The organism is Aliiroseovarius sp. PTFE2010, from assembly GCF_049943335.1.
GTDB lineage: Bacteria > Pseudomonadota > Alphaproteobacteria > Rhodobacterales > Rhodobacteraceae > JBNFVY01.
In genome coordinates this window covers 193051-219550 of record NZ_JBNFVY010000001.1, presented here as the reverse complement: position 1 = coordinate 219550, position 26500 = coordinate 193051, and the positions used below count along the sequence as shown (strand labels likewise).

Annotated in this window: 27 protein-coding genes; 16 read left to right on the top strand and 11 right to left on the bottom strand. The window is 55.1% G+C overall.

Annotated features, from left to right (window positions below):
• Window positions 1–115: 115 nt before the first annotated feature.
• Together ACP2AV_RS01120 and ahcY are read right to left on the bottom strand one after the other, a co-directional pair.
• Window positions 116–457 carry a DUF2853 family protein gene (locus tag ACP2AV_RS01120; RefSeq protein WP_426370807.1) on the bottom strand — a complete coding sequence of 114 codons (342 nt, stop codon included), beginning with the start codon at window positions 455–457 and terminating at the stop codon, window positions 116–118.
• A 151-nt stretch (window positions 458–608) separates the two neighbouring features.
• Complete coding sequence (gene ahcY / locus ACP2AV_RS01115; RefSeq protein ID WP_426370806.1) at window positions 609–2000, bottom strand: adenosylhomocysteinase; 1392 nt, start codon at window positions 1998–2000, stop codon at window positions 609–611.
• A 175-nt stretch (window positions 2001–2175) separates the two neighbouring features.
• On the opposite strand from ahcY, the gene ACP2AV_RS01110 reads away from it, so the two are divergent.
• From ACP2AV_RS01110 to ACP2AV_RS01100, 3 genes are all read left to right on the top strand, one after another.
• A complete protein-coding gene (locus ACP2AV_RS01110) occupies window positions 2176–2799 on the top strand; it encodes a VPLPA-CTERM sorting domain-containing protein (RefSeq protein ID WP_426370805.1) in 624 nt (207 codons plus the stop codon).
• A 122-nt stretch (window positions 2800–2921) separates the two neighbouring features.
• Window positions 2922–3485, top strand: a complete 564-nt coding sequence (locus ACP2AV_RS01105; RefSeq protein WP_426371338.1) for an HD domain-containing protein — start codon at window positions 2922–2924, stop codon at window positions 3483–3485.
• Between the two features lie 13 nt (window positions 3486–3498).
• Complete coding sequence (locus tag ACP2AV_RS01100) at window positions 3499–3987, top strand: N-acetyltransferase family protein (protein WP_426370804.1); 489 nt, start codon at window positions 3499–3501, stop codon at window positions 3985–3987.
• A gap of 8 nt (window positions 3988–3995) precedes the next feature.
• Here ACP2AV_RS01100 and ACP2AV_RS01095 read toward each other — a convergent pair whose 3' ends face one another.
• Together ACP2AV_RS01095 and ACP2AV_RS01090 are read right to left on the bottom strand one after the other, a co-directional pair.
• Window positions 3996–4550, bottom strand: coding sequence for an ActR/PrrA/RegA family redox response regulator transcription factor (locus tag ACP2AV_RS01095; protein ID WP_426370803.1), 555 nt, complete (start codon window positions 4548–4550; stop codon window positions 3996–3998).
• 67 nt (window positions 4551–4617) lie between these two features.
• Window positions 4618–5229, bottom strand: coding sequence for an SCO family protein (locus ACP2AV_RS01090; protein ID WP_426370802.1), 612 nt, complete (start codon window positions 5227–5229; stop codon window positions 4618–4620).
• Between the two features lie 80 nt (window positions 5230–5309).
• On the opposite strand from ACP2AV_RS01090, the gene regB reads away from it, so the two are divergent.
• The 11 genes from regB to ACP2AV_RS01035 all read left to right on the top strand — a co-directional run bounded on the left by regB (window position 5310) and on the right by ACP2AV_RS01035 (window position 20298).
• The gene (regB, locus tag ACP2AV_RS01085; RefSeq protein WP_426370801.1) at window positions 5310–6689 is read left to right on the top strand and encodes a sensor histidine kinase RegB; all 1380 of its coding nucleotides are present in this window, start codon (window positions 5310–5312) and stop codon (window positions 6687–6689) included.
• A 92-nt stretch (window positions 6690–6781) separates the two neighbouring features.
• A complete protein-coding gene (locus ACP2AV_RS01080) occupies window positions 6782–8359 on the top strand; it encodes a PAS-domain containing protein (protein WP_426370800.1) in 1578 nt (525 codons plus the stop codon).
• A gap of 41 nt (window positions 8360–8400) precedes the next feature.
• The gene (gene tsaE / locus ACP2AV_RS01075; protein WP_426370799.1) at window positions 8401–8880 is read left to right on the top strand and encodes a tRNA (adenosine(37)-N6)-threonylcarbamoyltransferase complex ATPase subunit type 1 TsaE; all 480 of its coding nucleotides are present in this window, start codon (window positions 8401–8403) and stop codon (window positions 8878–8880) included.
• The gene (locus tag ACP2AV_RS01070) at window positions 8877–9869 is read left to right on the top strand and encodes an aminoglycoside phosphotransferase family protein (protein WP_426370798.1); all 993 of its coding nucleotides are present in this window, start codon (window positions 8877–8879) and stop codon (window positions 9867–9869) included. The genes tsaE and ACP2AV_RS01070 overlap by 4 nt, the downstream gene beginning before the upstream one ends.
• A gap of 11 nt (window positions 9870–9880) precedes the next feature.
• Window positions 9881–10540, top strand: a complete 660-nt coding sequence (locus ACP2AV_RS01065; RefSeq protein ID WP_426371337.1) for a nucleotidyltransferase family protein — start codon at window positions 9881–9883, stop codon at window positions 10538–10540.
• The gene (addB, locus tag ACP2AV_RS01060; RefSeq protein ID WP_426370797.1) at window positions 10533–13472 is read left to right on the top strand and encodes a double-strand break repair protein AddB; all 2940 of its coding nucleotides are present in this window, start codon (window positions 10533–10535) and stop codon (window positions 13470–13472) included. Before ACP2AV_RS01065 ends, addB begins: the two co-directional genes overlap by 8 nt.
• The gene (gene addA / locus ACP2AV_RS01055) at window positions 13469–16825 is read left to right on the top strand and encodes a double-strand break repair helicase AddA (protein WP_426370796.1); all 3357 of its coding nucleotides are present in this window, start codon (window positions 13469–13471) and stop codon (window positions 16823–16825) included. Before addB ends, addA begins: the two co-directional genes overlap by 4 nt.
• A 55-nt stretch (window positions 16826–16880) precedes the next feature.
• The gene (gene trxA / locus ACP2AV_RS01050; protein WP_426370795.1) at window positions 16881–17201 is read left to right on the top strand and encodes a thioredoxin; all 321 of its coding nucleotides are present in this window, start codon (window positions 16881–16883) and stop codon (window positions 17199–17201) included.
• Between the two features lie 110 nt (window positions 17202–17311).
• Window positions 17312–17869 carry an ATP-dependent protease subunit HslV gene (gene hslV, locus ACP2AV_RS01045; RefSeq protein ID WP_426370794.1) on the top strand — a complete coding sequence of 186 codons (558 nt, stop codon included), beginning with the start codon at window positions 17312–17314 and terminating at the stop codon, window positions 17867–17869.
• Window positions 17866–19170: an ATP-dependent protease ATPase subunit HslU gene (gene hslU, locus ACP2AV_RS01040; protein WP_426370793.1), complete on the top strand. Its 1305-nt coding sequence runs from the start codon at window positions 17866–17868 to the stop codon at window positions 19168–19170. The genes hslV and hslU overlap by 4 nt, the downstream gene beginning before the upstream one ends.
• A gap of 96 nt (window positions 19171–19266) precedes the next feature.
• Window positions 19267–20298, top strand: a complete 1032-nt coding sequence (locus ACP2AV_RS01035) for an alpha/beta hydrolase (protein WP_426370792.1) — start codon at window positions 19267–19269, stop codon at window positions 20296–20298.
• Window positions 20299–20447: 149 nt separating this feature from the next.
• Here ACP2AV_RS01035 and ACP2AV_RS01030 read toward each other — a convergent pair whose 3' ends face one another.
• The 3 genes from ACP2AV_RS01030 to ACP2AV_RS01020 all read right to left on the bottom strand — a co-directional run bounded on the left by ACP2AV_RS01030 (window position 20448) and on the right by ACP2AV_RS01020 (window position 22558).
• Window positions 20448–21026 carry a Smr/MutS family protein gene (locus ACP2AV_RS01030; protein ID WP_426370791.1) on the bottom strand — a complete coding sequence of 193 codons (579 nt, stop codon included), beginning with the start codon at window positions 21024–21026 and terminating at the stop codon, window positions 20448–20450.
• Complete coding sequence (locus ACP2AV_RS01025; protein ID WP_426370790.1) at window positions 21026–21757, bottom strand: MltA domain-containing protein; 732 nt, start codon at window positions 21755–21757, stop codon at window positions 21026–21028. The genes ACP2AV_RS01030 and ACP2AV_RS01025 overlap by 1 nt, the downstream gene beginning before the upstream one ends.
• 138 nt (window positions 21758–21895) lie before the next feature.
• On the bottom strand, window positions 21896–22558 hold the full coding sequence (locus ACP2AV_RS01020; RefSeq protein ID WP_426370789.1) for a Tim44/TimA family putative adaptor protein: 663 nt from the start codon (window positions 22556–22558) through the stop codon (window positions 21896–21898).
• Window positions 22559–22668: 110 nt separating this feature from the next.
• Between ACP2AV_RS01020 and ACP2AV_RS01015 the strand changes: the two genes are divergently transcribed.
• Both ACP2AV_RS01015 and secB read left to right on the top strand, forming a co-directional pair.
• Window positions 22669–23172, top strand: a complete 504-nt coding sequence (locus ACP2AV_RS01015) for an FxsA family protein (protein WP_426370788.1) — start codon at window positions 22669–22671, stop codon at window positions 23170–23172.
• Between the two features lie 54 nt (window positions 23173–23226).
• Complete coding sequence (secB, locus tag ACP2AV_RS01010; protein WP_426370787.1) at window positions 23227–23718, top strand: protein-export chaperone SecB; 492 nt, start codon at window positions 23227–23229, stop codon at window positions 23716–23718.
• On the opposite strand, the gene dnaQ is transcribed toward secB, so the two are convergent.
• The 4 genes from dnaQ to ACP2AV_RS00990 are packed head-to-tail and all read right to left on the bottom strand — an operon-like array spanning window position 23715 to window position 26467.
• On the bottom strand, window positions 23715–24449 hold the full coding sequence (gene dnaQ / locus ACP2AV_RS01005) for a DNA polymerase III subunit epsilon (protein ID WP_426370786.1): 735 nt from the start codon (window positions 24447–24449) through the stop codon (window positions 23715–23717). The genes secB and dnaQ overlap by 4 nt on opposite strands.
• On the bottom strand, window positions 24442–25038 hold the full coding sequence (gene coaE / locus ACP2AV_RS01000; protein WP_426370785.1) for a dephospho-CoA kinase: 597 nt from the start codon (window positions 25036–25038) through the stop codon (window positions 24442–24444). Before coaE ends, dnaQ begins: the two co-directional genes overlap by 8 nt.
• Window positions 25035–25871, bottom strand: a complete 837-nt coding sequence (locus ACP2AV_RS00995) for a shikimate dehydrogenase (protein ID WP_426370784.1) — start codon at window positions 25869–25871, stop codon at window positions 25035–25037. Before ACP2AV_RS00995 ends, coaE begins: the two co-directional genes overlap by 4 nt.
• Window positions 25868–26467 carry a Maf family protein gene (locus ACP2AV_RS00990; protein WP_426370783.1) on the bottom strand — a complete coding sequence of 200 codons (600 nt, stop codon included), beginning with the start codon at window positions 26465–26467 and terminating at the stop codon, window positions 25868–25870. The genes ACP2AV_RS00995 and ACP2AV_RS00990 overlap by 4 nt, the downstream gene beginning before the upstream one ends.
• Between the last annotated feature and the right edge of the window lie 33 nt (window positions 26468–26500).

Genomic DNA, 26500 nt, shown 5'->3' with positions numbered 1-26500 from the left:
CTCAAGTGATTAGAAAACCGATCAAAATTTGGCATGATTGGGTAATGCAAATTAGCCATAGGTAAAGAAAATGGGCCGCGCAATCGCACGGCCCACAGATCCATTCGAATGGCTGTTAGCCATACACGGATTCTTTTCCAAAATGCTTGGTCAGCATGTAGTAGACGACCGCACGGTACTTGTTCCGTTCCGATCGTCCGTAAGTATCCAACACGCTGTTGATCGCATCCATCAATTCAGCACCGTCAGAAAGGCCCAACTTCTTGATCAGGAAGTTGTTTTTGACGGTTTCCAATTCGTCAGGCTGGCTGGCGGCCACGGTCGACGCGTCGGCATTGTATATCGATGGGCCACACCCGATCGTTACTTTGGTCAAAAGGTCCATATCCGGCGTCATGCCGCACTTGGTTTTGAGGTCGTCCGCATACTTTGCGATCAGTTCGTCACGTTTTCCCATAAGTTCACTCCCACCGTTATTGGGGCGGCGTAGCACCGCAAGACACGAACCTTGTCTCTGGTTCGCCGTCAGCCTAGGGGCTAGTCAAGCCGAAACAAAGGGTTTTTTCCGAAGTGCGGTCCCCCTACAGCATGAGAGAGCCCGTGGAAATTCAGTAACGATAGTGGTCCGGCTTGAATGGGCCTTCTGGATTGACACCTATGTAACTTGCTTGATCGGCATCCAATTTCGTCAGCTTGGCGCCGACTTTGGCAAGATGCAGCATGGCGACCTTTTCATCCAGATGCTTGGGCAGGATATAGACGTCATTTCCGTACTGATCGCCTTTTGTCCAAAGTTCGATCTGAGCCAGGACCTGATTGGCAAAACTTGCAGACATCACGAAACTCGGGTGTCCGGTTGCGTTGCCAAGGTTCAGCAGGCGTCCTTCGGACAACAGGATGATCTTGTTCCCAGAGGGCATCTCGATCATGTCTACTTGATCTTTGATGTTGGTCCATTTGTGGTTTTTGAGAGCGGCAACCTGGATCTCATTGTCGAAGTGGCCGATGTTGCCAACAATAGCCATGTTCTTCATTTCGCGCATATGCTCGATCCGAATGACATCCTTGTTGCCCGTGGTGGTGATGAAAATATCTGCATCACTCACGACATCTTCGAGCAGGACAACTTCGAACCCGTCCATCGCAGCCTGAAGCGCACATATCGGATCCACTTCAGTCACTTTGACCCGGGCTCCTGCCCCGCGCAACGACGCCGCTGATCCTTTGCCGACATCGCCATATCCACAGACAACCGCTACCTTTCCGGCGATCATCGTGTCCGTTGCACGGCGGATCCCATCAACCAATGACTCTTTGCAGCCATACTTGTTATCGAACTTCGACTTGGTGACGCTGTCGTTGACGTTGATGGCCGGGAACGGCAACTGGCCGTCTTTCTTCAATTCATATAGCCGGTGAACGCCGGTAGTGGTTTCTTCTGAAACCCCCTGTAGCAGGTCACGCTGCTTGGTGAACCAACCTGGGTTTGCTGCCATTCGCTTACGAATCTGCGCGAACAGCGCAACTTCTTCTTCCGACTGCGGGACTGCGATCAGATCATCTTCGCCGGCCTCAACGCGCGCGCCCAGCAAAATATAGAGCGTGGCATCGCCGCCATCATCCAGGATCAGATTTGCTCCATCCTCGAAATCAAAGATCTTGTCGGCGTACTCCCAATATTCTTCCAGCGTCTCTCCCTTGATCGCAAAGACTGGAACACCGGCCTGCGCGATGGCTGCTGCGGCATGATCCTGAGTAGAAAAAATGTTGCACGAGGCCCAACGAACTTCGGCGCCCAGCTCAACCAAGGTCTCGATGAGAACCGCGGTCTGTATCGTCATATGCAACGATCCGGCGATTCTGGCACCATTGAGGGGTTTTTGTGAACCATACTCTTCGCGGAGCGCCATCAAACCAGGCATTTCTGTTTCCGCGATTTCGATCTCTTTGCGGCCGAATTCTGCAAGAGAAATATCTCTCACGATATAGTCGATTGCCATATTTTTAAGGCTCCTACGCGAAACTGTTGTGGCCAGATAGCACTCTTGTCAGGGCATATCAAACTGAGAAAACGGTTTGTTTCCCTATCGTTAACCAATCTTAACGGCCAATAGTATTTGATTCTGCACCTGCGAAGGGCTACATCTTAGAGCAGATAATCGGGGGATTATTAAATTGACCTATACACGTAATGCCAAGATTGGCTTGGCAACTATTGCTTTTATGACCATCGGTGGCGCAGCAAGTGCTGCGACACTTGCTACTTTTGACGCGTCGGGATCGATTGCGATCTATCAAACTGGCAGCGCTCTGGAAGCCAACGCCAGCGGAGTCTTTGACGCCGAATACTTCGAAGACGTGCTGGCCGGCGTCGATAGCTCAACCGAGTTGTTGTTCACGGCAGACCTGAACATCGGATCGATGTCCTGGTCCGAAGCCCTTTCGGCCAACATCGTCGAAATCGAATCGTTCATCGGCAGCGTTTTGTCATCTTCGACCGGAGATGATGTGTTGGCCATGATCGATTCGCTCCTTGGTTTGGGTGGCGAATTTGATGGCGAAATTACTGATGGCGGTGCATCCTTGTCCGGTTTCAGTGACACGTCGGTCGAAGGGAATTTCTTCGTCGATTATGAGGACGACACCGGACCGTTTGGTGATGGTTTCTCGTATGACAACGATTTCAGCCTGTCACTGTCTGTCGATACAATTTCGGCCGTGCCGCTTCCGGCTACCGCGCCCCTGCTTCTTGCAGGTGTTGGTGCACTCGCGCTTCGTCGCAAGCGCAAAGCCGCCTAAAGGCATTTGGTCTGATGAACATGGAAAAGGGGCGGGTCACCGCCCCTTTTCTTTTTTGATACTCCTGAATAGTCATGGGCCATCAGGAGAGCGATTTGAAAAAACCACGTGCATGGCAGCGGATGTTGTCCGGGCGAAGATTGGATCTTTTGGATCCGACGCCCGTTGATATTGAAATTGAAGACATAGCGCATGGTCTCGCTTTTGTGGCGCGCTGGAACGGGCAGACCTATGGCGACTACGCCTATTCCGTGGCCGAGCACTCCCTTCTGGTCGAAGAAATCTTTTGCCGACTGTTCCCGCACGACCCGGTCAAATGGCGACTGGCAGCATTGCTGCACGACGCCCCCGAATACGTGATCGGAGATATGATTTCGCCCGTGAAATCCGCCGTTGGTCCCGGATATGAGGAACTGGATGATCGCTTGACTGCTGCCATTCACATCAGGTTCGGTTTGCCTGCAAAACTGCCGGCCGCCGTCAAAAAGCGTATCAAGAAGGCCGACAAGATTTCTGCGTGGCTCGAAGCAACGCGAATCGCGGGATTCAGCGAAGCAGAAAGCGACAAGTTTTTCGGGCGACCAGATTCCGAAATCGTCAAAAACCTTGAGATTGATCTTCGCCCGCCGGTAATCGTTCGCAACGCGTTTACTGCGCGCCACGCTGAACTGATGGAAGAAATCTAAAGGGCGTCGCTTCGTGGAACAACTTGTGGTGAGACGCGCTGGTCCAATCGACGCCGCTGCGATGTTTCGCCTGGTCAACGAAATCAGAGCAGCTTTTGGCACGGAGGCCATCGTAGACCCGTTACCAGCCGAAGAGATCCAGCGTCAAATTCGCTTGGACCGTTCAGTCTGGCACCAGGCCGAGGATGGCCGTGGCGACGTTCTTGGGATCCAATGGATCATCCCACATTCCGAACTGGGGCCCAGAGTCGCCAGTATTGCTACCGTTACAAAGGTGGGTCGTACTGGTCTTCGGGTTGGCTCGGCCCTATTTGAACGGACAGAACGGGCCGCACGCGACTTGGGCTACGCGTGGATCAACGCCGAAATCCGCGCGGACAACAGAAGTGGCCTAATCTATTATCAAAGCCGGGGCTTTGAAGACTGGGGCAAGAAAGTTCAGGTTTCTCTTGATGACGGCTCGGTCGTCGACAAAATCTTTAAAAGATACGAGTTGCGGTGAATTAGAGCCTATTTGGGCGAACGTTTCGCCAAGATACGCTGGAGGGTCCGGCGGTGCATGTTCAACCGCCGTGCGGTTTCGGAGACATTGCGATCACATAATTCGTACACGCGCTGGATATGCTCCCAGCGAACGCGATCAGCACTCATCGGATTCTCGGGCGGCGGGGGGAGTTCATCACCGCGGGCCAAAAGTGCGTTTGTGATGTCGTTGGCGTCTGCGGGTTTTGACAAATAGTCCGTGGCGCCAATTTTCACAGCCGCTACGGCGGTTGCGATGGCGCCATAGCCGGTCAAGACCACAACCCGGCTGTCGGGGCGCTTTTCTCTGATCACCTCAACGACATCCAGACCATTTCCATCGCCCAGTCGCAAATCGACGACAGCGTACGCCGGAGGCCGCGCCGTCGCGATCGCTTTCCCTGCTGCGACAGAACCAGCTGTCTCAACACTGAATCCGCGTTTTTCCATGGCTCGCGCAAGTCGCTTCAGGAACGGCTCATCGTCGTCCATCAGCAACAAAGAGGGATCCGGACCCAATTCGAGCCGATCTTCATCTGCCATGTGCGTTTCTCGGTTCCATTTTCCCGTTCGGGAATACTTATTCCTTAAGGGAATACGGGTCAAACGCTCACTTGGATTGATCGATCAGGCAGGCAGTCGTTTCTGCGATGTGTTCTGGTGTGGCTTCACGTTTGAAAAACGTTGCAAATCCGGTGTCCGGCATCACCAGGTAGGTAAAAGTCGAATGATCCACCAGGTAGTACTCTGGGTCTTCCTCATCATGCGCATTGTAATACGTCTTGTAGGCTTTCGATGCGACTGCGACCTGCTCGGGCGTTCCGGTCAAACCGATCATTCGATCGTGGAAAATGTCCGTGAACTCGCCCACAACTTCAGGCGTGTCACGTTCCGGATCAATGGAAATGAACGCCGCTTGCACATCGTACCCGTTCTCTAGAAGGATCTCGAGCGCTTCAGTGTTGCGTGCACTGTCGAGCGGGCACACATCCGGACAAAATGTATAGCCAAAGTAAAGGATCGTCGGTTTGGTGAACACATCCTGGTCCGTAACGGTGACGCCGTCTTCGCGAACCAATTCGAAGGGTCCGCCAATATCGCCGCCAGCGACCACGCCACCGCCGCATTCGATATCGTCAGAGGGGCGAAATGCAAAAAATGCCGATCCTGCAACAACCAAGGCAGCCAAGGCCGCCGCAATGATAGAGATAGTTCGGGTCATGGCGACTCTCCCGTTTTGATCCTATCTAGTTCAGGTATATCTTTCGCAGATACAAGAGCAGATAAAGTCGCAGGCAACGCATGGCTGACACGGACCTGATCCTTGACGAAGACCGTCGCAGCAATTGGGTTCGGCTGCGCACCTTGATCTGGCTACGCTGGATCGCAATCGCAGGGCAAACGATTGCGCTGACAGTTGCGCATTTCTTCTTTGGCGTCAGTGTCGAAATCGGACTGTTTGCTGTTGTTGTCGGACTTTCGGTGATCGCGAACCTTGTCGCGATTTTCATTTATCCGCGAAACAAGCGCCTGAGCGAACATGAAGTAGTCGGAATGCTGCTGTTTGATGTCGCGCAGCTCAGTGCTTTGCTGTTCCTTTCCGGGGGCCTGCATAACCCGTTCGCTCTCTTCATCCTTGTACCTGTCGTCATTTCCGCGACAGCTTTGCGCCCTCAGTCTACTGTCCTGATCGGGTTGGTCGCCATTGTCCTGATTACGTTGGTTGCGAACTGGCACTACCCTTTGCGCACTGATCAGGGGATTATCTTGCGCGTACCCCGAATTTTCGTGTTTGGCAGTTGGGTTGCGATCGTTATCGGTGTCACGTTTCTGGGCGTGTATGCTTGGAAGGTCACCAGCGAAATCCATTCCATGTCCGAAGCGTTTCTTGCGACGCAAATGGCCTTGGCCCGGGAACAGAAATTGACTGATCTTGGGGGGGTGGTTGCAGCGGCCGCCCACGAACTTGGAACGCCGTTAGCGACGATCAAACTGGCCGCGGCTGAACTTTCGTCCGACCTGGATGGCCAAAAGGACCTGCAGGCGGATGCGAAACTCATCGGCGAGCAGGCCGACCGGTGCCGGGACATTCTTCGGTCTATGGGGCATGCGGGAAAAGACGACCTCTATGTGCAGTCCGCCCCGCTGGATTCGGTCTTGCACGAGGCCGCCGACCCCCACAAAGGTCGCGGCAAGACGGTCTTGATCGACGCGCAGTTCGACGACGAAGATCACCCCGAGGTTCTAAGACGACCAGAGATCATTCATGGGTTGCGCAACCTTATTCAAAACGCTGTGGATTTTGCAGAAAGCACGGTCTGGGTCGAAGCAACTTTGGATCAAGACCGGATCATCGTGCGGATCATCGACGATGGAAGGGGGTTTTCGAATTCTGTTATTGGCAGGATTGGCGACCCGTTTGTGCGGCGCCGGCGCCCCGAAACGTCGCGCAGGCCCGGATATGAGGGGATGGGGCTTGGCCTTTTCATTGCCAAGACATTGCTAGAGCGAACTGGCGCCGAGTTGAGCTTTGCCAACGGATCCGACCCGATGGATGGTCGCCCACACCCGGGCGAGCGTAGCGGCGCAATCGTTGAAGTTATCTGGCCACGCAGCAGGTTAGCGCCAGCCGCGAAACCCAGCCGCACGGAAATGGGCACCAACAAACCGATTTACACCTGATATTTTCCAAACACGTAGCGATTTAAGGGCCCCTTAACCAGTTTCCCAATAGCGTCTCAACACCAGATCTCTCTGTTCCCAAAGGTGACGCAATGGACGTGAATGACTTGTTGATGCTGCTCTTTCTGGTGGGCGCAAGTTTCGCCATCGCGCTGAGTGCCTTGGCATTTTTCGCGCGATTGGGCCGGTCACATGATCGCAAGCATTCGTTGTTCGCCGAGGCACCGGATTCTGAGGTTGCTTTCCTGTTCGACGATGAAAAGTTGTTGGATGCGACACCTCAGGCAAAGCGTATTCTGTCGATGGGTTCACGTTCCAGCACCGACTGGGCGCAGTTCGTATCGGTATTTCTTCCGCGGTTCCCGGACCTGAAATCCAATATCTCAAGCCTGGCAAAATTAGGGGAAATGTCGTTCGATTCAGCTGACGGATCCGCTGTTCTGAATGCGAAATGGCGTAAGGGTTTGGCGCGCCTTTCCCTGGTTGATCAAAAGTCCACGGATATCCCTGCACGCATAGACCAACATAGCCTTGCTGCCATGGAGCACGAACTCACATCTCTTCGCGGCGCTGTCGAGCACACGCCCTACCCTGTTTGGCGTGAAACCAGCGACGGGACAATCACATGGGCGAATGCGGCGTTCCTGGATCTGGCCGATCAAGTTGATCCAGGCTCTGAAGGCACGTGGCCGCCTCGGAAGATTTTTGAAACCGACACGCTCAGGGGTGTTACAGAAGGTCGTCGCAGATCGGTCATTGCCGACGGAGCATCCAACAAGAAATGGTACAATTGCGGATGCGCGAAGCTGGGCGATGAATACCTTTTTCATGCTGTGTCCGTGGATGCCGCTGTCAAGGCCGAGGTCGAGCTTCAAGAATTTCGACAAACCCTGTCCAGAACCTTTGCGCAAATTCCTATCGGACTGGCGGTTTTTGACAGGAATCAACGATTGGCCATTTTCAACCCGGCCTTTTTGGACCTGACCAAACTGCCCTTTTCGCTACTTTCCAACCGCCCAACCTTTGGTGAATTTCTGGACCAACTGCGCAACAGCAACGCCATTCCCGAACCCAAGGACTATGCCGCGTGGCGTGAAAAAATTGCTGCGCTCGTGCGGTCCGAATCTGCGAAAACTTACAAAGAAGACTGGCATCTGCCCTCCGGTCAGGTCTTGCGGGTAAAAGGGCGTCCTTACACAGATGGGTCGGTGACGTTCTTTGTCGAAGACGTCAGCACTTCGATCGCCTCAGCGCGCGAGTTTCATACGCAGCTGCAAGTCGGCCAGGCGGTAGCGAATTCCATGGATCAGGCCATCGCGGTAGTTTCGGCTGAAGGAAAAATCGCCATCGCGAATTCAGCTTACGACAAGATGTGGGGTATCGCGAACACGCGCACAAAGGACATGTCGGTTCTGGGTGCGACAAAAATCTGGCATTCCCGATGCGCTCCGTCCCCGATCTGGGGCGAATTTCGCGACTTCGCCTCACAGCGAGGTGATCGCACAGAATGGTCAGCAGACACGCGACTATGGGATGGCAGGCGCATGTCATGCCAGTTCGTGCCATTGCCGGGTGGCTCGACCATGGTCAAATTCAAAATCCAAAAAAACCATCCTTCGTACTTGGGTCAGCGTCTAGAGATCACCGAAAGGCCGGCACTTGACGCCTGAATGGGCTTGCAGCGGTTTTCGCCGAAGCTAAAACTTGGCAAATGACTGCACCTTACACGGCGAATTTGGAACTGGCGTCGGAAGAGGCGACGATCGCTTTTGCGCACCGCCTTGGCGAAAGCCTAACCCCTGGCGACACAGTACTCTTGTCGGGTGAAATCGGGTCTGGAAAGACCTTTCTGGCCAGGGCGCTTATCCAACACCTTATGGGCAACCATGTCGAAGATGTTCCATCTCCGACTTTCACGTTAGTCCAAACGTATTCTGTGCCGATCGGAGAGATCTGGCACGCAGATCTTTATCGTTTGACGGATTCATGGGACTTGGTCGAACTGGGCTTGGAAGATGCACTCGGCCGCGCCATTTGCCTCATCGAATGGCCTGATCGTATGGGCGACATGAAACCCAACGACGCATTGTCCATTACCCTTGAGGCCACGGAAATGGACACCGCAAGGATCGCAAAGCTTGAGACGCGCTCGCCGAAGTGGCAATCGTTGCTTGAGGGGGAACACAGGTGACAAAGCGCGCTGGCGACATATCAGATTTCCTGGCTTCAGCAGGCTGGTTGGACGCCGAGCGTCAACCCTTGGCCGGCGATGCCTCTGCCCGCAGATACGAAAGGCTCTCCTCCGAAACAGGCCAAGCCGTTTTGATGGACGCGAACCCCGCAAAAGGTGAAAGTGTTGGTGCCTTCATCGACATGACGAACCACTTACGTGCACTGGGTTTTTCCGCGCCCAGAATTTTCGCAGCGCAGCAGGAACATGGCCTGTTGTTGATTGAAGATCTGGGTGACGATCTGTTTGCCCGGCACGTCAAAGTCGACCCAGCCGACGAAAGGCTGCTCTACATTGCGGCGACCGATGTGCTGATCGAACTGCACCAATCCACACCACCAACGTTTGTTCAGGATTATCTTCCACAAATGTGCCCGTTGGCGAGTCTGGCGTACGAGTGGTATGCGCGCGGTATTTCCGGTCAGAAACCACAACAGGAAGCCTTCGAAAGTGAAATGCAGGCTGCGCTCGACAGAATCTCAAAGACCAGCAAAGTCCTGATCTTGCGCGATTACCATGCCGAGAACCTCCTGTGGCTTCCTGCGCGAAGGGGGACAGCTCGCGTTGGCCTGTTGGACTATCAAGACGCAATGTCGGGCCCGCGAGCTTACGACCTGGTATCGTTGATCAAGGACGCCAGGCGAGACGTATCCCCGTCGGTCGCAAGCGATTGCGCTGATCGTTATCAACGCGCCACAGGATTGGATCCGGCCGCTTTCGAGTACGAGATGGCTGTTTGTTCTGCACAACGCAATCTCCGGATTCTTGGGGTTTTTGCGCGTCTGAGCCTTCGCGATGGGAAACCCGGTTACCTGAAATGGATGTCACGTGTTTGGCGCCACTTGATGGATGACCTGTCACACCCGGATCTTGGGGCATTAAAAAGCATTGTAGTGTCAGATCTGCCAATGCCGACGCAGCGTGCCGTGGCCAAATTGGAGCGCGTGTGAGATATCCCGCCATGATCTTTGCCGCCGGTTTTGGGACACGGATGGCACCGCTGACGGACACCTGCCCAAAGCCGTTGATCCGTGTTGCAGGTCGAGCGTTGATCGATCACGCGCTGGATCAAGTCGAGGGTGCGCGAAGCATCGTGATCAACGCCCACTATTTGCCCGATCAAATAGCAAGCCATTTGTCCGGCAAGGAAATCACCCTTTTGCGCGAGCCGGTGTTGCTGGATACGGGGGGCGGGCTAAAGAATGCACAACGATATCTGGACGGTGATACCGTTGTGACAATGAACTCGGACGCCGTCTGGACCGGGTCGCGCGCAATCGACCAGCTGGTGGGCGCTTGGGACCCGCAAGTGATGGATGCGCTCTTGCTTTGTGTCCCCCGGGATCTGGCGGTCGGGCACAAGGGTCACGGGGATTTCGACCTGTTGCCCACCGGGCAGATCACCCGTGGAAGGGAACTTGTCTATACCGGAGCGCAGATCATATCATTGCGACTGTTGAAAGGCATCGACCGAGACGTTTTTTCCCTGCGCGAACTTTGGGACAAAGCGGACAAAGCCGGTCGGATGCACGGCATGATCCACGACGGCAAATGGTGTGATGTCGGTCACCCAGCCGGGATAGATTTGGCCGAGTCAATTTTGGCCGGTGCAGATGTTTGAACCCAGATCAACACCCCGGGTTTTCGGAATCGCACCAGGGCGCCCGTTCGCCAAAGACGTGGCCGAAGGTATCGTTGAACGTTGTTCTGAATTGCCGCCCGAAGACATCGCGCGGGTAGAGATCCTTGTGAACTCAGGTCGTATGGGCCGCGAAGTCAACGCGGCGCTGTCGCAAAATCAGGCGATGCTTTTGCCGCGCTTACGCCCGATTACATCAATAGGGCACGATTTCGCGATGCGCGATGTGCCGCCGGCCGTTTCGTCGCTCCGCACCAGATTGGAACTGACCCAGTTTGTTTCGGCCCTCCTCGACGCTGAACCGGATCTTGCGCCGCGTAAGGCGATTTATGATCTGGCGGACAGCCTGGCCCTGTTGTTGTCCGAATTGCACGACGAAGGCATACCGCCCGCAGCTTTGATGAACCTGACGGTGCAGGATTCGTCGGGCCACTGGAAACGGAACCTGAAGTTCATTCAGTTGATCGAACGCTATTTTGGTGATGCGCTCAGCCCATTGGCCGAAGCTCGGCAAAGAACCGTGGTGGAACGGCTTGTCGACCAGTGGGCTGCGTCACCCCCCGACCACCCTATTTTGATCGTTGGGTCAACCGGGTCGCGCGGAACGACAGCTCTTTTGATGGAGGCAGTTGCCATGCTCCCGCAGGGTGCGGTGATTTTGCCTGGATTCGACTTTCATCAGCCCGAACATGTTTGGCACGAATTGATCCACAGCGACACGCCCAACGATGATCATCCTCAATACCGCTATGCGCATTTTCTGAATCGATTGAATGTGGGCGCGCTGAGCGTCCAGCCATGGAAAGATATGCCAGCGCCCTGCCCTTCGCGCAACGCACTCGTATCGTTGGCGCTTCGACCGGCCCCTGTCACCGACCAATGGCTCGCCGAAGGCCCGGGATTCGAGCAGGTGCGCAGCGCCATGCAAGATGTCGATGTGATCGAAACGCTGTCTCCACAATCCGAAGCAACTGCGATTTCTTTGGCCATTCGCGGTGCGATCGAAGAGGGGCAAACCGTCGCTTTGATAACGCCGGACAGGGTTCTAACGCGCCAAGTGACTGCGTCGTTGGATCGCTGGGGTATCGAACCGGACGATTCCGCGGGTGAGCCTTTGTCGCAAACAGCGCCAGGGCGCCTTCTGCGCCAGGTTGCGGCCATGTTGGGCCGCAAACTTGCGCTCGAAGAGTTGATAGTGCTCTTGAAACACCCGCTGGTTCTTTCCGGGTCCGATCTAAGGGGCATGCATCTTCTTTGGACGCGTGAGTTGGAACTTTGGGCCCGGAAAAAGGGCCCTGCTTTTCCTGACGAAAGCAGCCTTCGCACTTGGGCCAGTGACCGTACCAAGGATGATGGCCGAAGGGCATGGATGGATTGGGTATGCGGGTGGATTCAGAATCTGGATGTTCCCGGCGACCAACCTTTGGCCAGCCTTGTCGAAAAAGCCAAAGGTTTGGTTTGCCAACTTGTGGCAGGACCCGATGGCGTGGCGGATGGTCTTTGGGCGCGCGCGGCCGGGAAACAGGCCAAGATCAGTCTGGCGGAGCTGGAACGCGAAGCGGTTCACGGCGGCACGATGGGGCCGAGAGATTTTGAGAACCTTTTGCGGGCCGTGTTGTCACGTGCTCCGGTCAATGAAATCGGAAGCCCGCGACCGGACGTCAGGATTTTCGGTACTTTGGAAGCACGCGTTCAATCGTCGGACGTTGTCATTTTGGCAGGTCTGAACGAAGGGGTGTGGCCTGCGCAGCCCGCGCCTGATCAATGGTTCAGCAGGGATATGCGGCGAAAAATTGGTTTGACCAGTCCGGAACAAAGGATCGGCCTGTCTGCCCATGATTTTCAAATCGGACTAGGTGCACCGCGTGTCATTCTGACGCGCGCCGCGCGTGATGGAGATGCGCAAACCGTTTCGTCCCGGTGGCTCAACCGCCTGTTCAATTTGCTTGGGGGCATGTCCAAAGATGGTGCGGACGCTTTGTCGGATGCCCGCGCGCGCGGTTCAATGTGGCTAAGGTACGCCGAACTTCTGGACCGGCCTGATCAGACCGTGCCCTTGGCAAAACGGCCTTCGCCGCGGCCTCCAGTTCGCGCGCGACCGCGCAAACTTTCGGTAACTCGTATTCAGAAACTTATCCTGGATCCCTATTCAATCTACGCGGAGAATATCCTCAGGTTGAGCCCGGTGGACCCTTTGCGACGATCCGCTGATGCAGCGCTGCGGGGCACGATCATTCACAAAATACTTGAACGGTTCGTTGATGCGACCCGCGATGATCCCAGCTTGATCACAACCGATCTTTTTCTGTCTATTGCAAGACAGACACTGGATGACGATGTACCTTGGCCCGCCGCGCGCAGGCTGTGGCAAGTCCGCGTCGAAAAAGCCGCTAGTCGGTTCATTCAGTCTGAACGGGAAAGAAGGATCTTCAGCACCCCATTGAAGCTTGAGGTTCGTGGAGCAATGGCGTTCCAAGACCTTGATTTTACGCTGGTCGGAACTGCGGATCGGGTGGACCGGTCGTCAAATGGAACCTTGGTACTCTACGACTACAAAACAGGCTCTATTCCATCGCCTAAAGCCGTCAAAACCAGTGATCGGCAGTTAATGCTGGAAGCCATGATGCTGCAAGCTGGCGCTTTCGAAAGCATAGATCCAGCTATTGTGACCCAGGCAACCTACATCGGCCTGGGTCCACAAAACGAAGATAGAACTTACGAGATCGGGCCCGAAGAAATCAAAAAGGTGACCGTCGAATTTCGGGCGTTGATCAGCGAATACAAAGACGCCCGCAAGGGCTTTACCTCACTTAGAACTGGCAAGCAGCTGCCGTTTTCCAGCCCCTTCGATCACCTCGCCCGGTATGGCGAATGGGAAATGTCGGATCTGCCCCAAGGTGTGGACTTGTCATGATCCAACACAACGAGGCAACGCTGCGCCAGATCAAAGCTGCGAACCCGAACGCCGCGACCTGGCTGTCAGCAAATGCGGGGTCAGGAAAAACTAGGGTTTTGACCGACCGCGTTGCCCGTTTATTGCTGCAGGGTGTGCTTCCGCAGCGCATTCTGTGCCTGACCTACACCAAAGCTGCTGCGTCCGAGATGCAGAATCGTTTGTTCAAAAGGCTCGGTTCATGGTCGATGAAAGACGACAGCAGCCTACGCAATGAACTGGAAGCCCTGGGCGAAGACACTGTGACGGCGGCGGCACTGGCCCGCGCACGCACTTTGTTTGCGCGTGCGATCGAAACGCCGGGCGGGTTGAAAATACAGACAATTCATTCCTTCTGCGCCTCAGTTCTGCGGCGCTTCCCGCTTGAGGCAGGGGTGTCTCCACAATTCAAGGAAATCGACGAACACACGTCCGAGGCGTTGATCTTGGACGTGATCGATCAAATCGCCGATGGCCCGGAAGGGCATGTGATAAATAGCATAGCCCAGCACCATTCAAGCGACGATCTTCTGTCGTTGTGCCTTGAAGTGTCGAAACACCGAAAGGACCTGATGGAACCGGTCAATGCTTGGCATCTTTTTGGTCTTGAGGAAGGCTACGATCACGACAATCTCCTGCGCGATTTCTTTGTCGAAAATGATGCCGTCCTTATCGAAAAAATTGCCGACGCGATGCTCCACGGGTCCAAGACCGACAATTCGGGGGCAGCGGCATTCAAACAAGCATCAGCGCTGGACGAGCAGGCGCTAAATCTACTGGAAAAGGCGTTTATTTACCAATCTGGCGCCAAAGACGGCACCCCAAAAATCGACAAGTTCCCGAGCAAAGGCGCAAGGGACTATCTTGGCCCGGTGCAGGATGACGTCAACGACCTCATGAGACGTGTCGTATTGGCACGCGAGAGGCGCAATTCGATTTTCGCTGCAAGAAAGAACGAAGCGCTCTACAATTTCGCACGGGTGTTTCTGCCAGCTTTCGAAAAAAGAAAGCTGGAGCTGGGGATCTTGGATTTTGATGATCTGATCCAGAAGACTGAAGCACTCTTGTCAGATACCGCTGTTGCGCAGTGGGTTCTTTTCCGTCTGGACGGCGGGCTGGATCACATTCTGGTAGACGAAGCGCAAGACACCAGCCCAGAGCAATGGCGCGTCATTCAGCTTTTGGCCGAGGAGTTTACGGCAGGCGAGGGCGCGCGTTCAGGAGTGCACCGTACGATTTTTGCCGTCGGCGATCCGAAACAGTCGATCTATTCCTTTCAGGGTGCTGACCCTGCCGAATTTGCGCGGATGCGGGACGAATTCGATCAGCGGTTTGACGCTATTGGTGCGCAGTTGTTCGCAACGTCGCTAGATCATTCATTTCGCTCGAGCACGGCAATTTTGTCTACCGTGGATCAGGTCTTTGATCTCACGGGTGCACACGGGCTATACGACAAGTCCTTCCACATTCCCTTTTTCAAAGATCTTGCCGGGCGCGTTGATCTTTGGCCCGCTATCGAAAAACAAGATGACACCCTTGCGGATGACTGGACTGACACGTCAGACGTTGTTGGACAGGCCCACCACACCGTCCAATTGGCGCAAAAGATTGCAAACGAAATCAAGCGTCAGTGTGAAACAGGCTCTATTCCTGGGGAAAACGGGACGCTGCGGCGCATCACCCCGGGAGACTTCATGATTTTGGTGCAAAATAGATCCGGGGTCTATTCGCACATTATTGCAGCTTGCAAGGCGGCCGGTGTCGATGTCGCTGGCGCTGATCGGCTCAAGTTGGAAGCGGAAATGGCGGTCAAGGATTTGACCGCATTGCTACGTTTCCTTGCGCTGCCAGACGACAATCTGTCGTTGGCTTGCGCTCTCAAATCCCCGTTGTTCGGATGGTCTGAACAACAGCTCTTCAGTTTGGCCAACAACCGGGCACATGATCCGCTATGGCGCGAACTGGAAAGCAGATCAGACGCATTTCAGAGCACGCATGAAATACTAAGAGACCTTCGGGACGCTGCGGATTTTTTGCGCCCATATGATCTGATCCAGCGGGTGTTGATCCGACATGGTGGCCGCAAAAACCTGATCGCCCGTCTTGGGCAGGCATCCGAAGACGGGATCGACGTTCTACTGTCGCAGGCTTTGGCTTACGAACGTACGGAAATTCCGTCTTTGACCGGATTTATCGAATGGATCGGAACCGGTGGCATCGAAATTAAGCGTCAACTGGACCATACTGGGGATCAAGTCCGGGTCATGACCGTGCACGGCGCGAAGGGACTGGAAGCACCCATCGTCATTCTGCCCGATACCGCAAAACACAGAAAAAATTCGCGCCATGAATTGGTTCGCATGGCGAACGGAAAAATAGCCTGGAAAACACCCGCAAATCAATCTCCAAAGGCCCTACAAAGCACCTCAGATGCACAACGAGCGAAGGACGAAGAAGAAAACCGCCGACTCTTGTATGTTGCGATGACCCGCGCCGAAAAATGGCTAATCGTTTGTGCCGCAGGAGATGTCGGGACAGGTGAAGACAGCTGGCATTCCATGGTTGAGGCTGGAATGAGACAGGCAGGCGGAATCGCCACGGATTTTCCGACGGGCGAAGGTTTGCGGGTTGAACATGGAAATTGGTCTGGCGATGTCGAAGAGGTCAACAAGAAGGAATCCACCGGGTTAGAGCCACTTTCCTGGCAGGAAACGCCGCCCATGGCGGCACCACAAAGCCCGAAAACGCTCGCCCCGACGGGCCTGGGGGGCGCCAAGGCATTGTCGGACGATGAGATGGTCGAGGCCGACGAAGAATTGTCGTTGCGCCGCGGCCGCTTGTTACACCGCTTGCTTGAATTCCTGCCGGCCTACCCGGAAGAGGAATGGCAGGCGATCGCGACCGATCTTTTGGCCACATCCGAAGACGCCGCGACCCCCGAAGAATCGGTCGAGTTGTTGCGAGAAGTGGGGCCCGTGTTGCGCAATCAGACCTTTGCCTGGATGTTCAGTCCCACGGCTTTGGCCGAAGTCGAAATAGTTGCCGATCTGCCCGAATTGGACGGCAAAAAAATGCGCGGAACGATCGACCGGCTTATTGTTCAGCCAGAGCGGGTCTTGGCAGTGGATTTCAAGTCCAATGCGGTCGTTCCTGACAGTCCCGATCAGGTCCCGCTCGGCCTTCTTAGACAAATGGGGGCGTACCAGGCGGGTTTGGAACAGATTTATCCCGACCGATCAGTCGAAGTCGCATTGTTGTGGACCAAGACAGCCGCGCTTATGCCGCTTGAACGCGATATCGTGAGGAAGGCGCTGTTGTTGACCCCGACATCTTGACGTTATCCTGCGGCATTCCTAGATTCCCAGCCAACACTCAACCAGGAGATTTCCCATGGCCACCGTTGCCGTCACTGACGAAACATTCGACACCGAAGTCCGCCAAGCGGACCTTCCGGTGATTGTCGATTTCTGGGCCGAATGGTGTGGCCCGTGCAAGCAGATCGGCCCCGCTCTTGAGGAACTTGCGAATGAATATGCCGGGAAAATCAAGATCGTGAAGGTCAACGTGGATGAAAATCCCAATTCGCCCGCTCAGATGGGTGTTCGTGGTATTCCTGCGCTCTTCATGTTCAAGGACGGCGAAGTGGTTTCCAACAAAGTCGGTGCTGCCCCCAAGGCCGCGCTGCAGAGCTGGATCGACGAATCGGTCTGAAGACAGTTCGACTAGGTCAGAGGCGCTCCGTTCGGGGCGCCTTTTTCTTTGCGCGGGTTGCGGGGCATTGCCGCCAACGCCATATAAGCCAAACCGAAAAGGAGAACACGATGGCTGACGAACAGTTTCCCGGATGGCATGGCACCACAATAATCGGGGTCCGTCGCGGTGGTGAAGTTGTCATCGCAGGGGATGGGCAGGTCAGCCTTGGGCAGACCGTTATCAAGGGCACAGCGCGCAAGGTGCGACGGCTGTCGCCAGGCGGCTATGACGTCGTATGCGGTTTTGCCGGATCCACAGCTGACGCGTTTACCTTGTTGGAACGGCTGGAAGCCAAGCTGGAATCGACACCCGGCCAATTGGCCCGCGCCTCGGTCGACTTGGCGAAGGACTGGCGCACTGACAAGTACCTTCAAAAGCTGGAAGCAATGTTGATCGTGACTGACGGTCAAGAGCTGCTGGTAATTACGGGGGCAGGGGATGTTCTGGAACCCGAACACGACATCGCCGCGATCGGCTCGGGTGGCAACTTTGCCCTCGCGGCCGCGCGTGGCATGATGGAAACCGATTTCGATGCTGAAACGACAGCGCGCAAGGCAATGGCCATCGCGGCTGACATCTGTGTCTACACCAACGGCAACCTTACCGTAGAGAAGATTTCCAAATGACTGACCTCACCCCCCGTGAAATCGTAAGCGAGCTGGACAGGTTCATCATTGGTCAAAAGGATGCCAAACGGGCCGTCGCTGTCGCGTTGCGAAATCGCTGGCGGCGCAAACAGCTGGGCGACGACCTTCGCGACGAAGTGTATCCGAAGAACATCCTCATGATCGGGCCGACCGGCGTTGGTAAAACCGAGATCAGTCGCCGCTTGGCAAAACTGGCCCGGGCGCCTTTCATCAAGGTCGAAGCGACGAAGTACACCGAAGTCGGGTATGTCGGGCGAGATGTGGAACAGATCATCCGCGACCTGATGGATGCTGCAATTGTTCAGACCCGCGAATGGATGCGCGAAGATGTAAAAGCGGCCGCCCATCAAGCAGCGGAAGACCGCGTGGTCGAAGCGATTGCTGGAACAGACGCGCGCGAACAGACGCGCGACATGTTTCGCAAAAAGCTAAAATCCGGTGAGTTGGACAATACCGTGATTGAGCTTGAAATCACTGACACCTCAAATCCGATGGGCGGGTTCGAGGTTCCCGGGCAGCCGCAGATGGGCGGGACGATGAACCTGGGCGATTTGTTCGGCAAGGCATTCGGTGGGCGGAAAGTCCGCAAGAAAATGACCGTCGCGGAAAGCTACAGCATTCTGATCAACGAAGAAGCCGACAAACTGCTGGATGACGAAACCATAAACCGCACCGCTATGGAAGCGGTCGAGCAGAACGGCATCGTTTTTCTGGATGAAATCGACAAGGTTTGCGCGCGGGCAGACGCGCGCGGTGCTGACGTGTCGCGCGAAGGGGTTCAGCGCGATCTATTGCCGCTGATCGAAGGAACAACAGTCAGCACCAAGCACGGTTCTGTCAAAACTGACCACATCCTGTTCATCGCATCGGGCGCATTTCACATCGCAAAGCCCAGCGATCTGTTGCCGGAACTTCAGGGCCGGTTGCCAATTCGCGTTGAGTTGCGGGCACTCACCGAAGAGGACTTCGTTCGCATTCTCACCGAAACCGACAATGCGTTAACGCTGCAGTACGCGGAATTAATGAAAACCGAAGATGTTTCTGTCAAATTTACCGAAGATGGGATCGCCGCGCTCGCGCGTATTGCCGCCGAGGTCAATCAAAGCGTTGAAAATATCGGTGCGCGGCGTCTTTACACAGTGATTGAGCGTGTGTTTGAGGAACTGAGTTTCAGTGCCCCGGACAGGGCTGGCGAGAAGATCGAGGTTGACGAAGAGTTCGTCTCGCGCAATCTCGGTGATATGACGAAATCAGCCGATGTGAGCCAATATATGCTCTGATCTGTCGGCCTTGTGCCGCAGGGTTATATAATGCGTTTCCTTTTGGGTTTGGTTGCGATGGTCCTGGCGTGCAGTTGTGCGCCAAGACCGGAATTCATGGTGTTCCCTGAATATGCCTCGCGCGACAATTCCAATGTTTTCATCGGAACAACGCGACAGGTGTTGGGCGGCGTAGTGATCCCCGGCGGGCGGAATGAGACAACGACATTTCATCGGTTGACCTTGTCTGTTCCCACCAACCCCGATCTTGGCCAAATCGCTTGGCCGAGACGCAATCAGCCGGTCGATCCCAGCCAGCAATACGTGTTTACCGGATTGCATGACTTTCCCTCGAACAGCGCCTTTCGGTCGGCTCTTTCATCCGAACTGGCTGATCGTCCGAAGGGCAAGCGCGAGGTGGTCATCTATGTCCACGGGTTTAACAATTCCTTTTCAGATGGCGTATTGCGCCTTGCTCAACTGGATCGTGACTTTGGGTTTGACGGCGTGGCCGTCCATTATTCCTGGCCCAGCGCAGCCAAACCGTTGGCCTATGAACATGATCGTCAAGCCGCCCTATTTTCCCGGGATGGGCTGGAGGCCTTGATTGAAGAGGTCGTCGCGGCAGAGCCCGAAAGCGTGACGATCATGGCGCATTCAATGGGGGCTATTTTGGCCATGGAAGCGCTTCGCCAGATCGCCATAGCAAATCCCGGTCGGGTTGATGATGTCGTGGATGGTGTCGTGCTTATTTCGCCGGATTTGGACGTGGACGTGTTCCGTATGCAAGCCGCGCGGATCGGCGATCTTCCCAAGAGTTTTGCAATCTTTGTTTCTGACAAGGACCGAGCGCTGCACCTGTCGGCGTTGCTTTCCGGCAAGGGTCAACGACTTGGGAATATCAATGAAATCGAGCGTATTTCCGATCTGTCCATAACGGTTGTAAACGTGACAGCTTTTTCGGAAGGGCTCGGGCATTTTGCGGTAGGCCAATCGCCAGCCTTGATCAAGATGCTTCGAAATGTCGGCGCAATAGAGGCGGCATTCAGAACGGATCGGTCCGGACGAACGGGATTGTTGCCTGGCGCGGTTCTGACTGTACGCAACGCGACGCAATTGATCCTTAACCCGGTAGCGGGACTTCAGTAGCTCTTTTCGTTCTTGGAAATTCCTTGAACTAATTTGCCCCAACACCCGTTGGCGGGCAGTTGGATTTCTGCTCAACTTTTCGTCATGGCGGGGGCATGCTTTCTTCGTTCCGTTGCTTGCCTAGGACAGCGGCCGTACGCGTGGAAAAACTAGCCGCGCCTCAGATAGACGTAATACGCACCTGATCCGCCATGACGCGGGTGGGCCTGTAAGACTTGCAGAACCATTGGGCGGAGGGCGGCTGAATGCAACCAATGCGGAACCTGATGACGCAGCACGCCGTACCGGACCGGTATCGGCCCGCCATCATCCTTTTCTTTCCCTTTCCCGGTAATCACCAGGACCAATCGTTTGCCATCAGAAAATGCGCGCTGGATGAACCCGATAAGCGCGGGATGTGCCTGTGCAACTGTCATGCCGTGCAGATCAATCCTGGCGTCAGGTCTCAGTTTGCCCCGTTTGAGGTTTCGGTGCTTGCGCATGTCCATTTTCGGCGGAACATTCAGGATCTCGGGAACCGAGGGTGCCAATTTTGTCTGAACGGTTTCGGCTTCTTTCCGGCCCGTCATTTGAAACGGTTTGATGGGTTCTTTTGGAGCAGATTTCCGCAAAAGCGCGTTGGTCGACACTTCCCCTGGTTTATTTGGCTTTATCGGCTTTGCGGTGCGACGCACTTCGTCCCACAGCGCGGCTTCTTCCTTGCTCAAATGACGGGGTTTTCGCGCCATCAGAGACCCGCTTTGTCTTGCAAGACAGTCGCGACAACTGTCGTGTTCAGCATTCCCGCAACTTCGCCGGCCGCAGATCCTGTTCCGGTGAACAAGTCTATCCGGGCGCCTTTGATTGCGCCGCCCGTGTCCTGCGCAATGGTCAATGTGTTGATTCCGGGCGCGCTGATCCAGACCATGGTGCCCAGAGGGATGACATCGGGATCGACGGCAATTGACGCCATTGGTGTCAACGGTATGCCCGCCGTTCCGATTGGCCCCAGGTGATCAGGTGTCTGCATTTTTTGAAAATAGACGAACGACGGGTTATTCGCCAAGAGGCGGGGAAGGGCGCGGGGGTGTTTATTCGCCCAATCCCGAATGGTTTGCATCGAGATTTTGTCTTTCTCGATTGATCCATTTTCGACAAGTATTTTGCCTATCGAAACGTAGGGTGCTTGGTTCTTGCCTGCGTAACCCACGCGCAAAACACCTGCGTCTGCCACGATCCGGCCTGATCCCTGAACCTGCAACAGATACGCATCCAACGGGTCGGCCAACCAAGCCAGTTCATAACCGCGTAGGGCTGTGTAGACGTCAGCGCGTTTCGTTTGGCGCAGATCTTCCGGCGGCAACCTGTAGATGGGATGCTGAAATTGATCGGTCCGGGTCAGAGACCCAGGGTATTCTGGTTCAAAATACCCTGTGAGGTGCATTTCCTGCACCGGACCGTACGAAAACTGTTTTTCCAAGTGTTCCCGCGGGTTCGCCGCGGTGATCCCTGCAAGGCGAAGCGCCGCTGCATGATCCACTTCCGCCCAGGCAGGATGATGAAAAGGCGGCTTGTGCGACAGCAAATTGGCGCCTGGTCGCACACCCCGCACGTGTCTTCACCCGCCTGTTGCCACCAGACGCCAGTTAGGATCGTCGGCCCCCATGACCCTGCCGAACGTCCAGACATCTTTTTGGCGTTTGATGGCTTTGGGATCACCTTCTACGATATCGCCTGCCTTGTCGCGCACAACCGACGTCAATTCCCCGACAAACCTGACGGTGATTTCACCCTCGTTCGTGGCCCGATCAAAGGTTGCGTCCTGCACCGACATCTCGCGCAGACCGGCAAAACTGGCTTCGACAATCAGTCCCTGATCTTCACGGGCTGCGACCACATCAACGAAGGTGTCAAAAACATCTTCGGCAAGAAAAGGCTTGATATCATCAAGCTCTCCACGCTCGAACGCCATGAGGATCATTTCGTAGGCCCCGCGAGCGCCCTGCAAAAATTCGCCAACGGAAAATGAAGGTTCGGCCAGTTTCATCGCGGCCAGCGATTTGGCCGCTTCCGATCCATCGGGCACATGATCCAGAATATCATGATCCGGCCCGCCTTCGATGACCTCAAAATTGCTCCGCGAACTCTGGTTAGACGCTTGGTCCCCGATGGTTTTTGGGGGTTCAAACCCATCGCGGGTGCCCAACACGTTGCGCAATCGCAAAATCAAAAAAATCGCAACGCCGGCCAATACCAACAGTTGAACAATAGCTGAGCTCATCAGGTCCTCATTTTTTGGAGCGACGGTGGTATCGCGCGCCTACCGCACCTATGTAGGGTAGCGAACCAATCAAGTCCACCATGGCCGGGTAGCGGTCGATAGAGGCAAATATGTGGCTGTTTTTGCTATTTCTTGCGATCCCTTTGGTCGAGATCGCCCTGTTCATCCAGATCGGGGGCGTAATCGGTTTGGGTTGGACGTTGGCAATCGTGATCCTGACAGCCGTGCTCGGTACTTTCATGGTCCGGTCTCAAGGTGCCTTGGCCATGTCTCAGGTACGCAATTCATTCAATGAACTGACGGACCCGACAGAACCTCTTGCTCATGGTGCGATGATCTTGTTGTCAGGCGCGCTCTTGTTGACGCCGGGCTTTTTCACGGATGCGGTCGGGTTTGCTCTTTTGGTCCCCCCGGTGAGATCAGCGGTTTTTCGTTACCTTCGGTCCCGGATCAAGACGCAGACCTTTACGATGGGTACCCATACCCAAAGGACGCAAACTTCACACACGACAATCATTGATGGCGAATGGAGCGAGGTCGAACAACCGGATCAACAATCCAAGCGCCCAACACGCAAGCCCGGTGGAAACCCGTCAGGATGGACTCGGCATTGAGCGAACGCGCCCGATGCGCTAAGAACCCTGCGATGTATTAATCAGGAGTTTCCCATGGCCGAAAACGGCGATGCACAAGCTACCCAGCAGAACCCGGTCAAGATGCAGGTTCTTGGGCAGTTCATTCGCGACATGTCTTTCGAAAACATCGTTGCACAAAAGGGAATCCAGGGCGACGTGAAGCCGAATGTTTCGGTTCAGGTCAGCTTGGATGCCAAGAAGCGTCCGACAGACAATCAGTTCGAAGTTGCGACAAAGTTCAACATCAGTTCCAAGACCGAAGATGGCAAAGAAACGCTTTTCGTGCTTGAGCTGGATTACGCCGGTATCTTTCACATCGAAAATGTACCGGACGAGCAAATGCACCCGTTTCTGCTCATTGAATGTCCACGAATGATCTTTCCCTTCGTCCGCCGGATTGTGAACGACGTCACCCGCGATGGTGGCTTCCCGCCGTTGAATCTGGATACGATCGATTTCGTTGCGCTCTATCGCCAGAATATGGCTGCGATGCAGGAAAAAGCTGCGGCTGAGAAGGCCAACTAGCTTTCAAACCTTTTCCAAAGCGCACCGTCGCCCATTTTTTCCACGAAAGAAGCGTGGGCGGCGGCTTCGTCTTCTGTCAGGCGTGGCGGCAGCGCATTGGGTCTTGGCTTGGGACGCCACGTGGAATCCCCTTGATCGCCTGTGGTTGAAATCTGGGTGTTCAGCCCGAAATCCGGTTGCCGGCCCCCGATCAGTTCCAAATAGACTTCTGCCAGGATTTCGCTGTCCAAGAGCGCGCCGTGCAGGGTGCGGTTCGTATTGTCGATCCCGAAGCGGCGGCACAAGGCATCCAAAGATGCTGGTGAGCCGGGGAACTTTTTGCGCGCGATTTCAAGGGTGTCGACCGCACGTTCCCAAGGGATGGGGGCCTGCCCGATCCAACCGAGTTCTGCGTTGAGGAACTTCATGTCAAATCGGGCATTGTGAATTACCAATTTGCTGTCTGCCCCGATGAAGTCCAGAAATAACTGTCCGACCTTTTTGAAAACCGGCTTGTCCCTCAACAGAACCTCGCCCGGTTTGGCAGGACGCGGCGTATCCAGCAAATCCGGACCGATCCCGTGTACGCCAAACGCTTCGTCCGGCATGCCGCGTTCGGGATTGATATAGATATGGAAATTGTTTCCTGTCGGCATGTGGTTGAACAGTTCAACACACCCGATTTCGACAATGCGATCACCGGATTCAGGATCAAATCCGGTCGTTTCCGTATCCAGTACGATTTCACGCATTCAGACTATTCCTAATGTCTGCAATGATTTGGCCAACCTTTGCACGCGCACCTTCTATTGTTTCGCTCGGGATGATGAAGTCGGCGCGCTGACGTTTTTCTTCGTCGGGTGTTTGTTTAGCCAATATGCTTTCGAACTGTTCAACTGTCATTCCCGGCCGCGCCAGGACCCGTTCGCGTTGCAGTTTGGCAGGGGCAGACACAACGGCCACGGCATCGACATGTGTATCACCGCCGGTCTCGTACAGAAGCGGGATGTCCAAAACCACGATGTCGCTTTTGGCGTTTTGTACAAAGCCAAGGCGGTCTTCCGCGACCAGCGGATGTACGACTTTTTCTATTTTTGTCAGTGCTGTAGGATCTTGCGCAATCCAGGATTTCAATACGTCCCGGCTAACGGCTCCACCTATGATTGCACTTGGGCAGATTTCCCGGATCGGTTCAACGGCGGCGCCGCCGCTACCATACATCCGGTGCACTGCTGCGTCGGCGTCCCAGACTTCCAGCCCTGCCTCGGCGAACATCTTCGCCGTGGTCGATTTTCCCATCCCGATCGATCCGGTAAGGCCCAAGAGAAACGGACTATTCATGCGTTCAGCACCACTTGACGTGTTTGTTCATCGACGGTGGGGCGATGACCGAACCACCTTTCGAAGGCCGGGGCAGCTTGATGCAACAGCATTCCCAAACCATCCACGGTGCGACTGCCCATTTCACTAGCCCTCTTCAACAATGACGTTTGAAGGGGTGCGTAGACCAGGTCGGTCACAACCGCATCTGCCGACAGCCCATCAAGGGGGACGCGCAATTCAGGTTTACCGACCATACCCAACGACGATGCGTTGACCACTGTTGTCGCCCCTTCCAGCATATTGCCTGCTTGTACCCAGTCATACACTATGACTCTTGTCCCGAATTCGGCGCGAAGTGCCTCTGCCCGGGTTCTGGTGCGGTTTGAAATCCTGATTTCGGGAACGCCCACTTCGATAAGCGAAGCCAGGACAGCGCGCGCCGCTCCTCCGGCGCCGATGACGGCCGCAGGGCCACGTTTGGGGTCCCAGTCACTTGCCCCCTGGCGCAGGTTTTCAACAAACCCATAGCCATCTGTATTGTCAGCGTGAACCTTACCGTCTTTTCGAAAAATCAGGGTGTTTGCCGCACCGATCAGCGCCGCCCGGTCGGTCACCAGGTCTGCCAGTTCAAGCACGCGTTCCTTGTGGGGAACGGTTACGTTGGCCCCGACGAAACCGAGTTTGGGTAGGGTTTCAATCGCGGCTTTCAGATCTGCCTGAGCAATATCCATGGGAATATAATGCCCGCGGATCCCATAGGTCTTGAGCCAATATGTATGCAGAGCCGGCGAACGGCTGTGAGCCACTGGCGATCCAATGACGCCAGCAAGTGGAATTTTCGTATCACTCATCCCGGTAGGTCCCCCCTAAGAGTCAGATAGGACAAAATTTCCAGCAGCGGCAACCCAAGAACGTCGAAGTAACTGCCATCGACGCGGGCGAACAGGCGGGCTCCTTCCTCTTCCAGACGGTAGCCCCCGACACAGTCTTGAATGCGATCCCAGTTCCGATCAACGTAGTCCTTCAAATAGGCATCCGATGCGGTGCGCATCGTCATCCTGACCTCACCGATGTGGCGCCAAACAGGTTTTGCTTCGTGATAGATCACGGCCGCACTCAGCAGTTTGTGCCTTTGGCCATTCAGGCCCGACAACTGCTGGTATGCTTGGGAAGGGGATGCGGGTTTTGAAAGCAACTGGCCTTGGTGGTCGAGAACCTGATCACATCCCAACACCAGCGCGTCCGGGTGTTTCAGTGAAATTTTCCGGGCCTTTGCCTCGGCCAAGGCGTCCGCGACTTCACGCGGTTTTGCGCCTTCTGCGACCAGGGACGTTTTGATCACATCCTCATCCAATCGTGGCACTTCAAGTTGGATCGGCACGCCCGCGTTTTCGAGCAGTTTTCGCCGTGTCGTAGAGCTGGAGGCAAGGACGAGCGGAGTCATCATTGGGGATAACCTAGTGGGGGAGTGCGTGTGTGG

Coding starts and splice junctions, on each gene's coding strand:
- ACP2AV_RS01120 (WP_426370807.1), bottom strand. CDS start 457: ATGGGAAAACGTGACGAACTGATCGCAAAGTATGCGGACGACCTCAAA.
- ahcY (WP_426370806.1), bottom strand. CDS start 2,000: ATGGCAATCGACTATATCGTGAGAGATATTTCTCTTGCAGAATTCGGC.
- ACP2AV_RS01105 (WP_426371338.1), top strand. CDS start 2,922: ATGTTGTCCGGGCGAAGATTGGATCTTTTGGATCCGACGCCCGTTGAT.
- ACP2AV_RS01095 (WP_426370803.1), bottom strand. CDS start 4,550: ATGGCAGATGAAGATCGGCTCGAATTGGGTCCGGATCCCTCTTTGTTG.
- ACP2AV_RS01090 (WP_426370802.1), bottom strand. CDS start 5,229: ATGACCCGAACTATCTCTATCATTGCGGCGGCCTTGGCTGCCTTGGTT.
- regB (WP_426370801.1), top strand. CDS start 5,310: ATGGCTGACACGGACCTGATCCTTGACGAAGACCGTCGCAGCAATTGG.
- ACP2AV_RS01080 (WP_426370800.1), top strand. CDS start 6,782: ATGGACGTGAATGACTTGTTGATGCTGCTCTTTCTGGTGGGCGCAAGT.
- tsaE (WP_426370799.1), top strand. CDS start 8,401: ATGACTGCACCTTACACGGCGAATTTGGAACTGGCGTCGGAAGAGGCG.
- ACP2AV_RS01065 (WP_426371337.1), top strand. CDS start 9,881: ATGATCTTTGCCGCCGGTTTTGGGACACGGATGGCACCGCTGACGGAC.
- addB (WP_426370797.1), top strand. CDS start 10,533: ATGTTTGAACCCAGATCAACACCCCGGGTTTTCGGAATCGCACCAGGG.
- addA (WP_426370796.1), top strand. CDS start 13,469: ATGATCCAACACAACGAGGCAACGCTGCGCCAGATCAAAGCTGCGAAC.
- trxA (WP_426370795.1), top strand. CDS start 16,881: ATGGCCACCGTTGCCGTCACTGACGAAACATTCGACACCGAAGTCCGC.
- hslV (WP_426370794.1), top strand. CDS start 17,312: ATGGCTGACGAACAGTTTCCCGGATGGCATGGCACCACAATAATCGGG.
- hslU (WP_426370793.1), top strand. CDS start 17,866: ATGACTGACCTCACCCCCCGTGAAATCGTAAGCGAGCTGGACAGGTTC.
- ACP2AV_RS01035 (WP_426370792.1), top strand. CDS start 19,267: ATGGTGTTCCCTGAATATGCCTCGCGCGACAATTCCAATGTTTTCATC.
- ACP2AV_RS01030 (WP_426370791.1), bottom strand. CDS start 21,026: ATGGCGCGAAAACCCCGTCATTTGAGCAAGGAAGAAGCCGCGCTGTGG.
- ACP2AV_RS01020 (WP_426370789.1), bottom strand. CDS start 22,558: ATGAGCTCAGCTATTGTTCAACTGTTGGTATTGGCCGGCGTTGCGATT.
- ACP2AV_RS01015 (WP_426370788.1), top strand. CDS start 22,669: ATGTGGCTGTTTTTGCTATTTCTTGCGATCCCTTTGGTCGAGATCGCC.
- secB (WP_426370787.1), top strand. CDS start 23,227: ATGGCCGAAAACGGCGATGCACAAGCTACCCAGCAGAACCCGGTCAAG.
- dnaQ (WP_426370786.1), bottom strand. CDS start 24,449: ATGCGTGAAATCGTACTGGATACGGAAACGACCGGATTTGATCCTGAA.
- coaE (WP_426370785.1), bottom strand. CDS start 25,038: ATGAATAGTCCGTTTCTCTTGGGCCTTACCGGATCGATCGGGATGGGA.
- ACP2AV_RS00995 (WP_426370784.1), bottom strand. CDS start 25,871: ATGAGTGATACGAAAATTCCACTTGCTGGCGTCATTGGATCGCCAGTG.
- ACP2AV_RS00990 (WP_426370783.1), bottom strand. CDS start 26,467: ATGATGACTCCGCTCGTCCTTGCCTCCAGCTCTACGACACGGCGAAAA.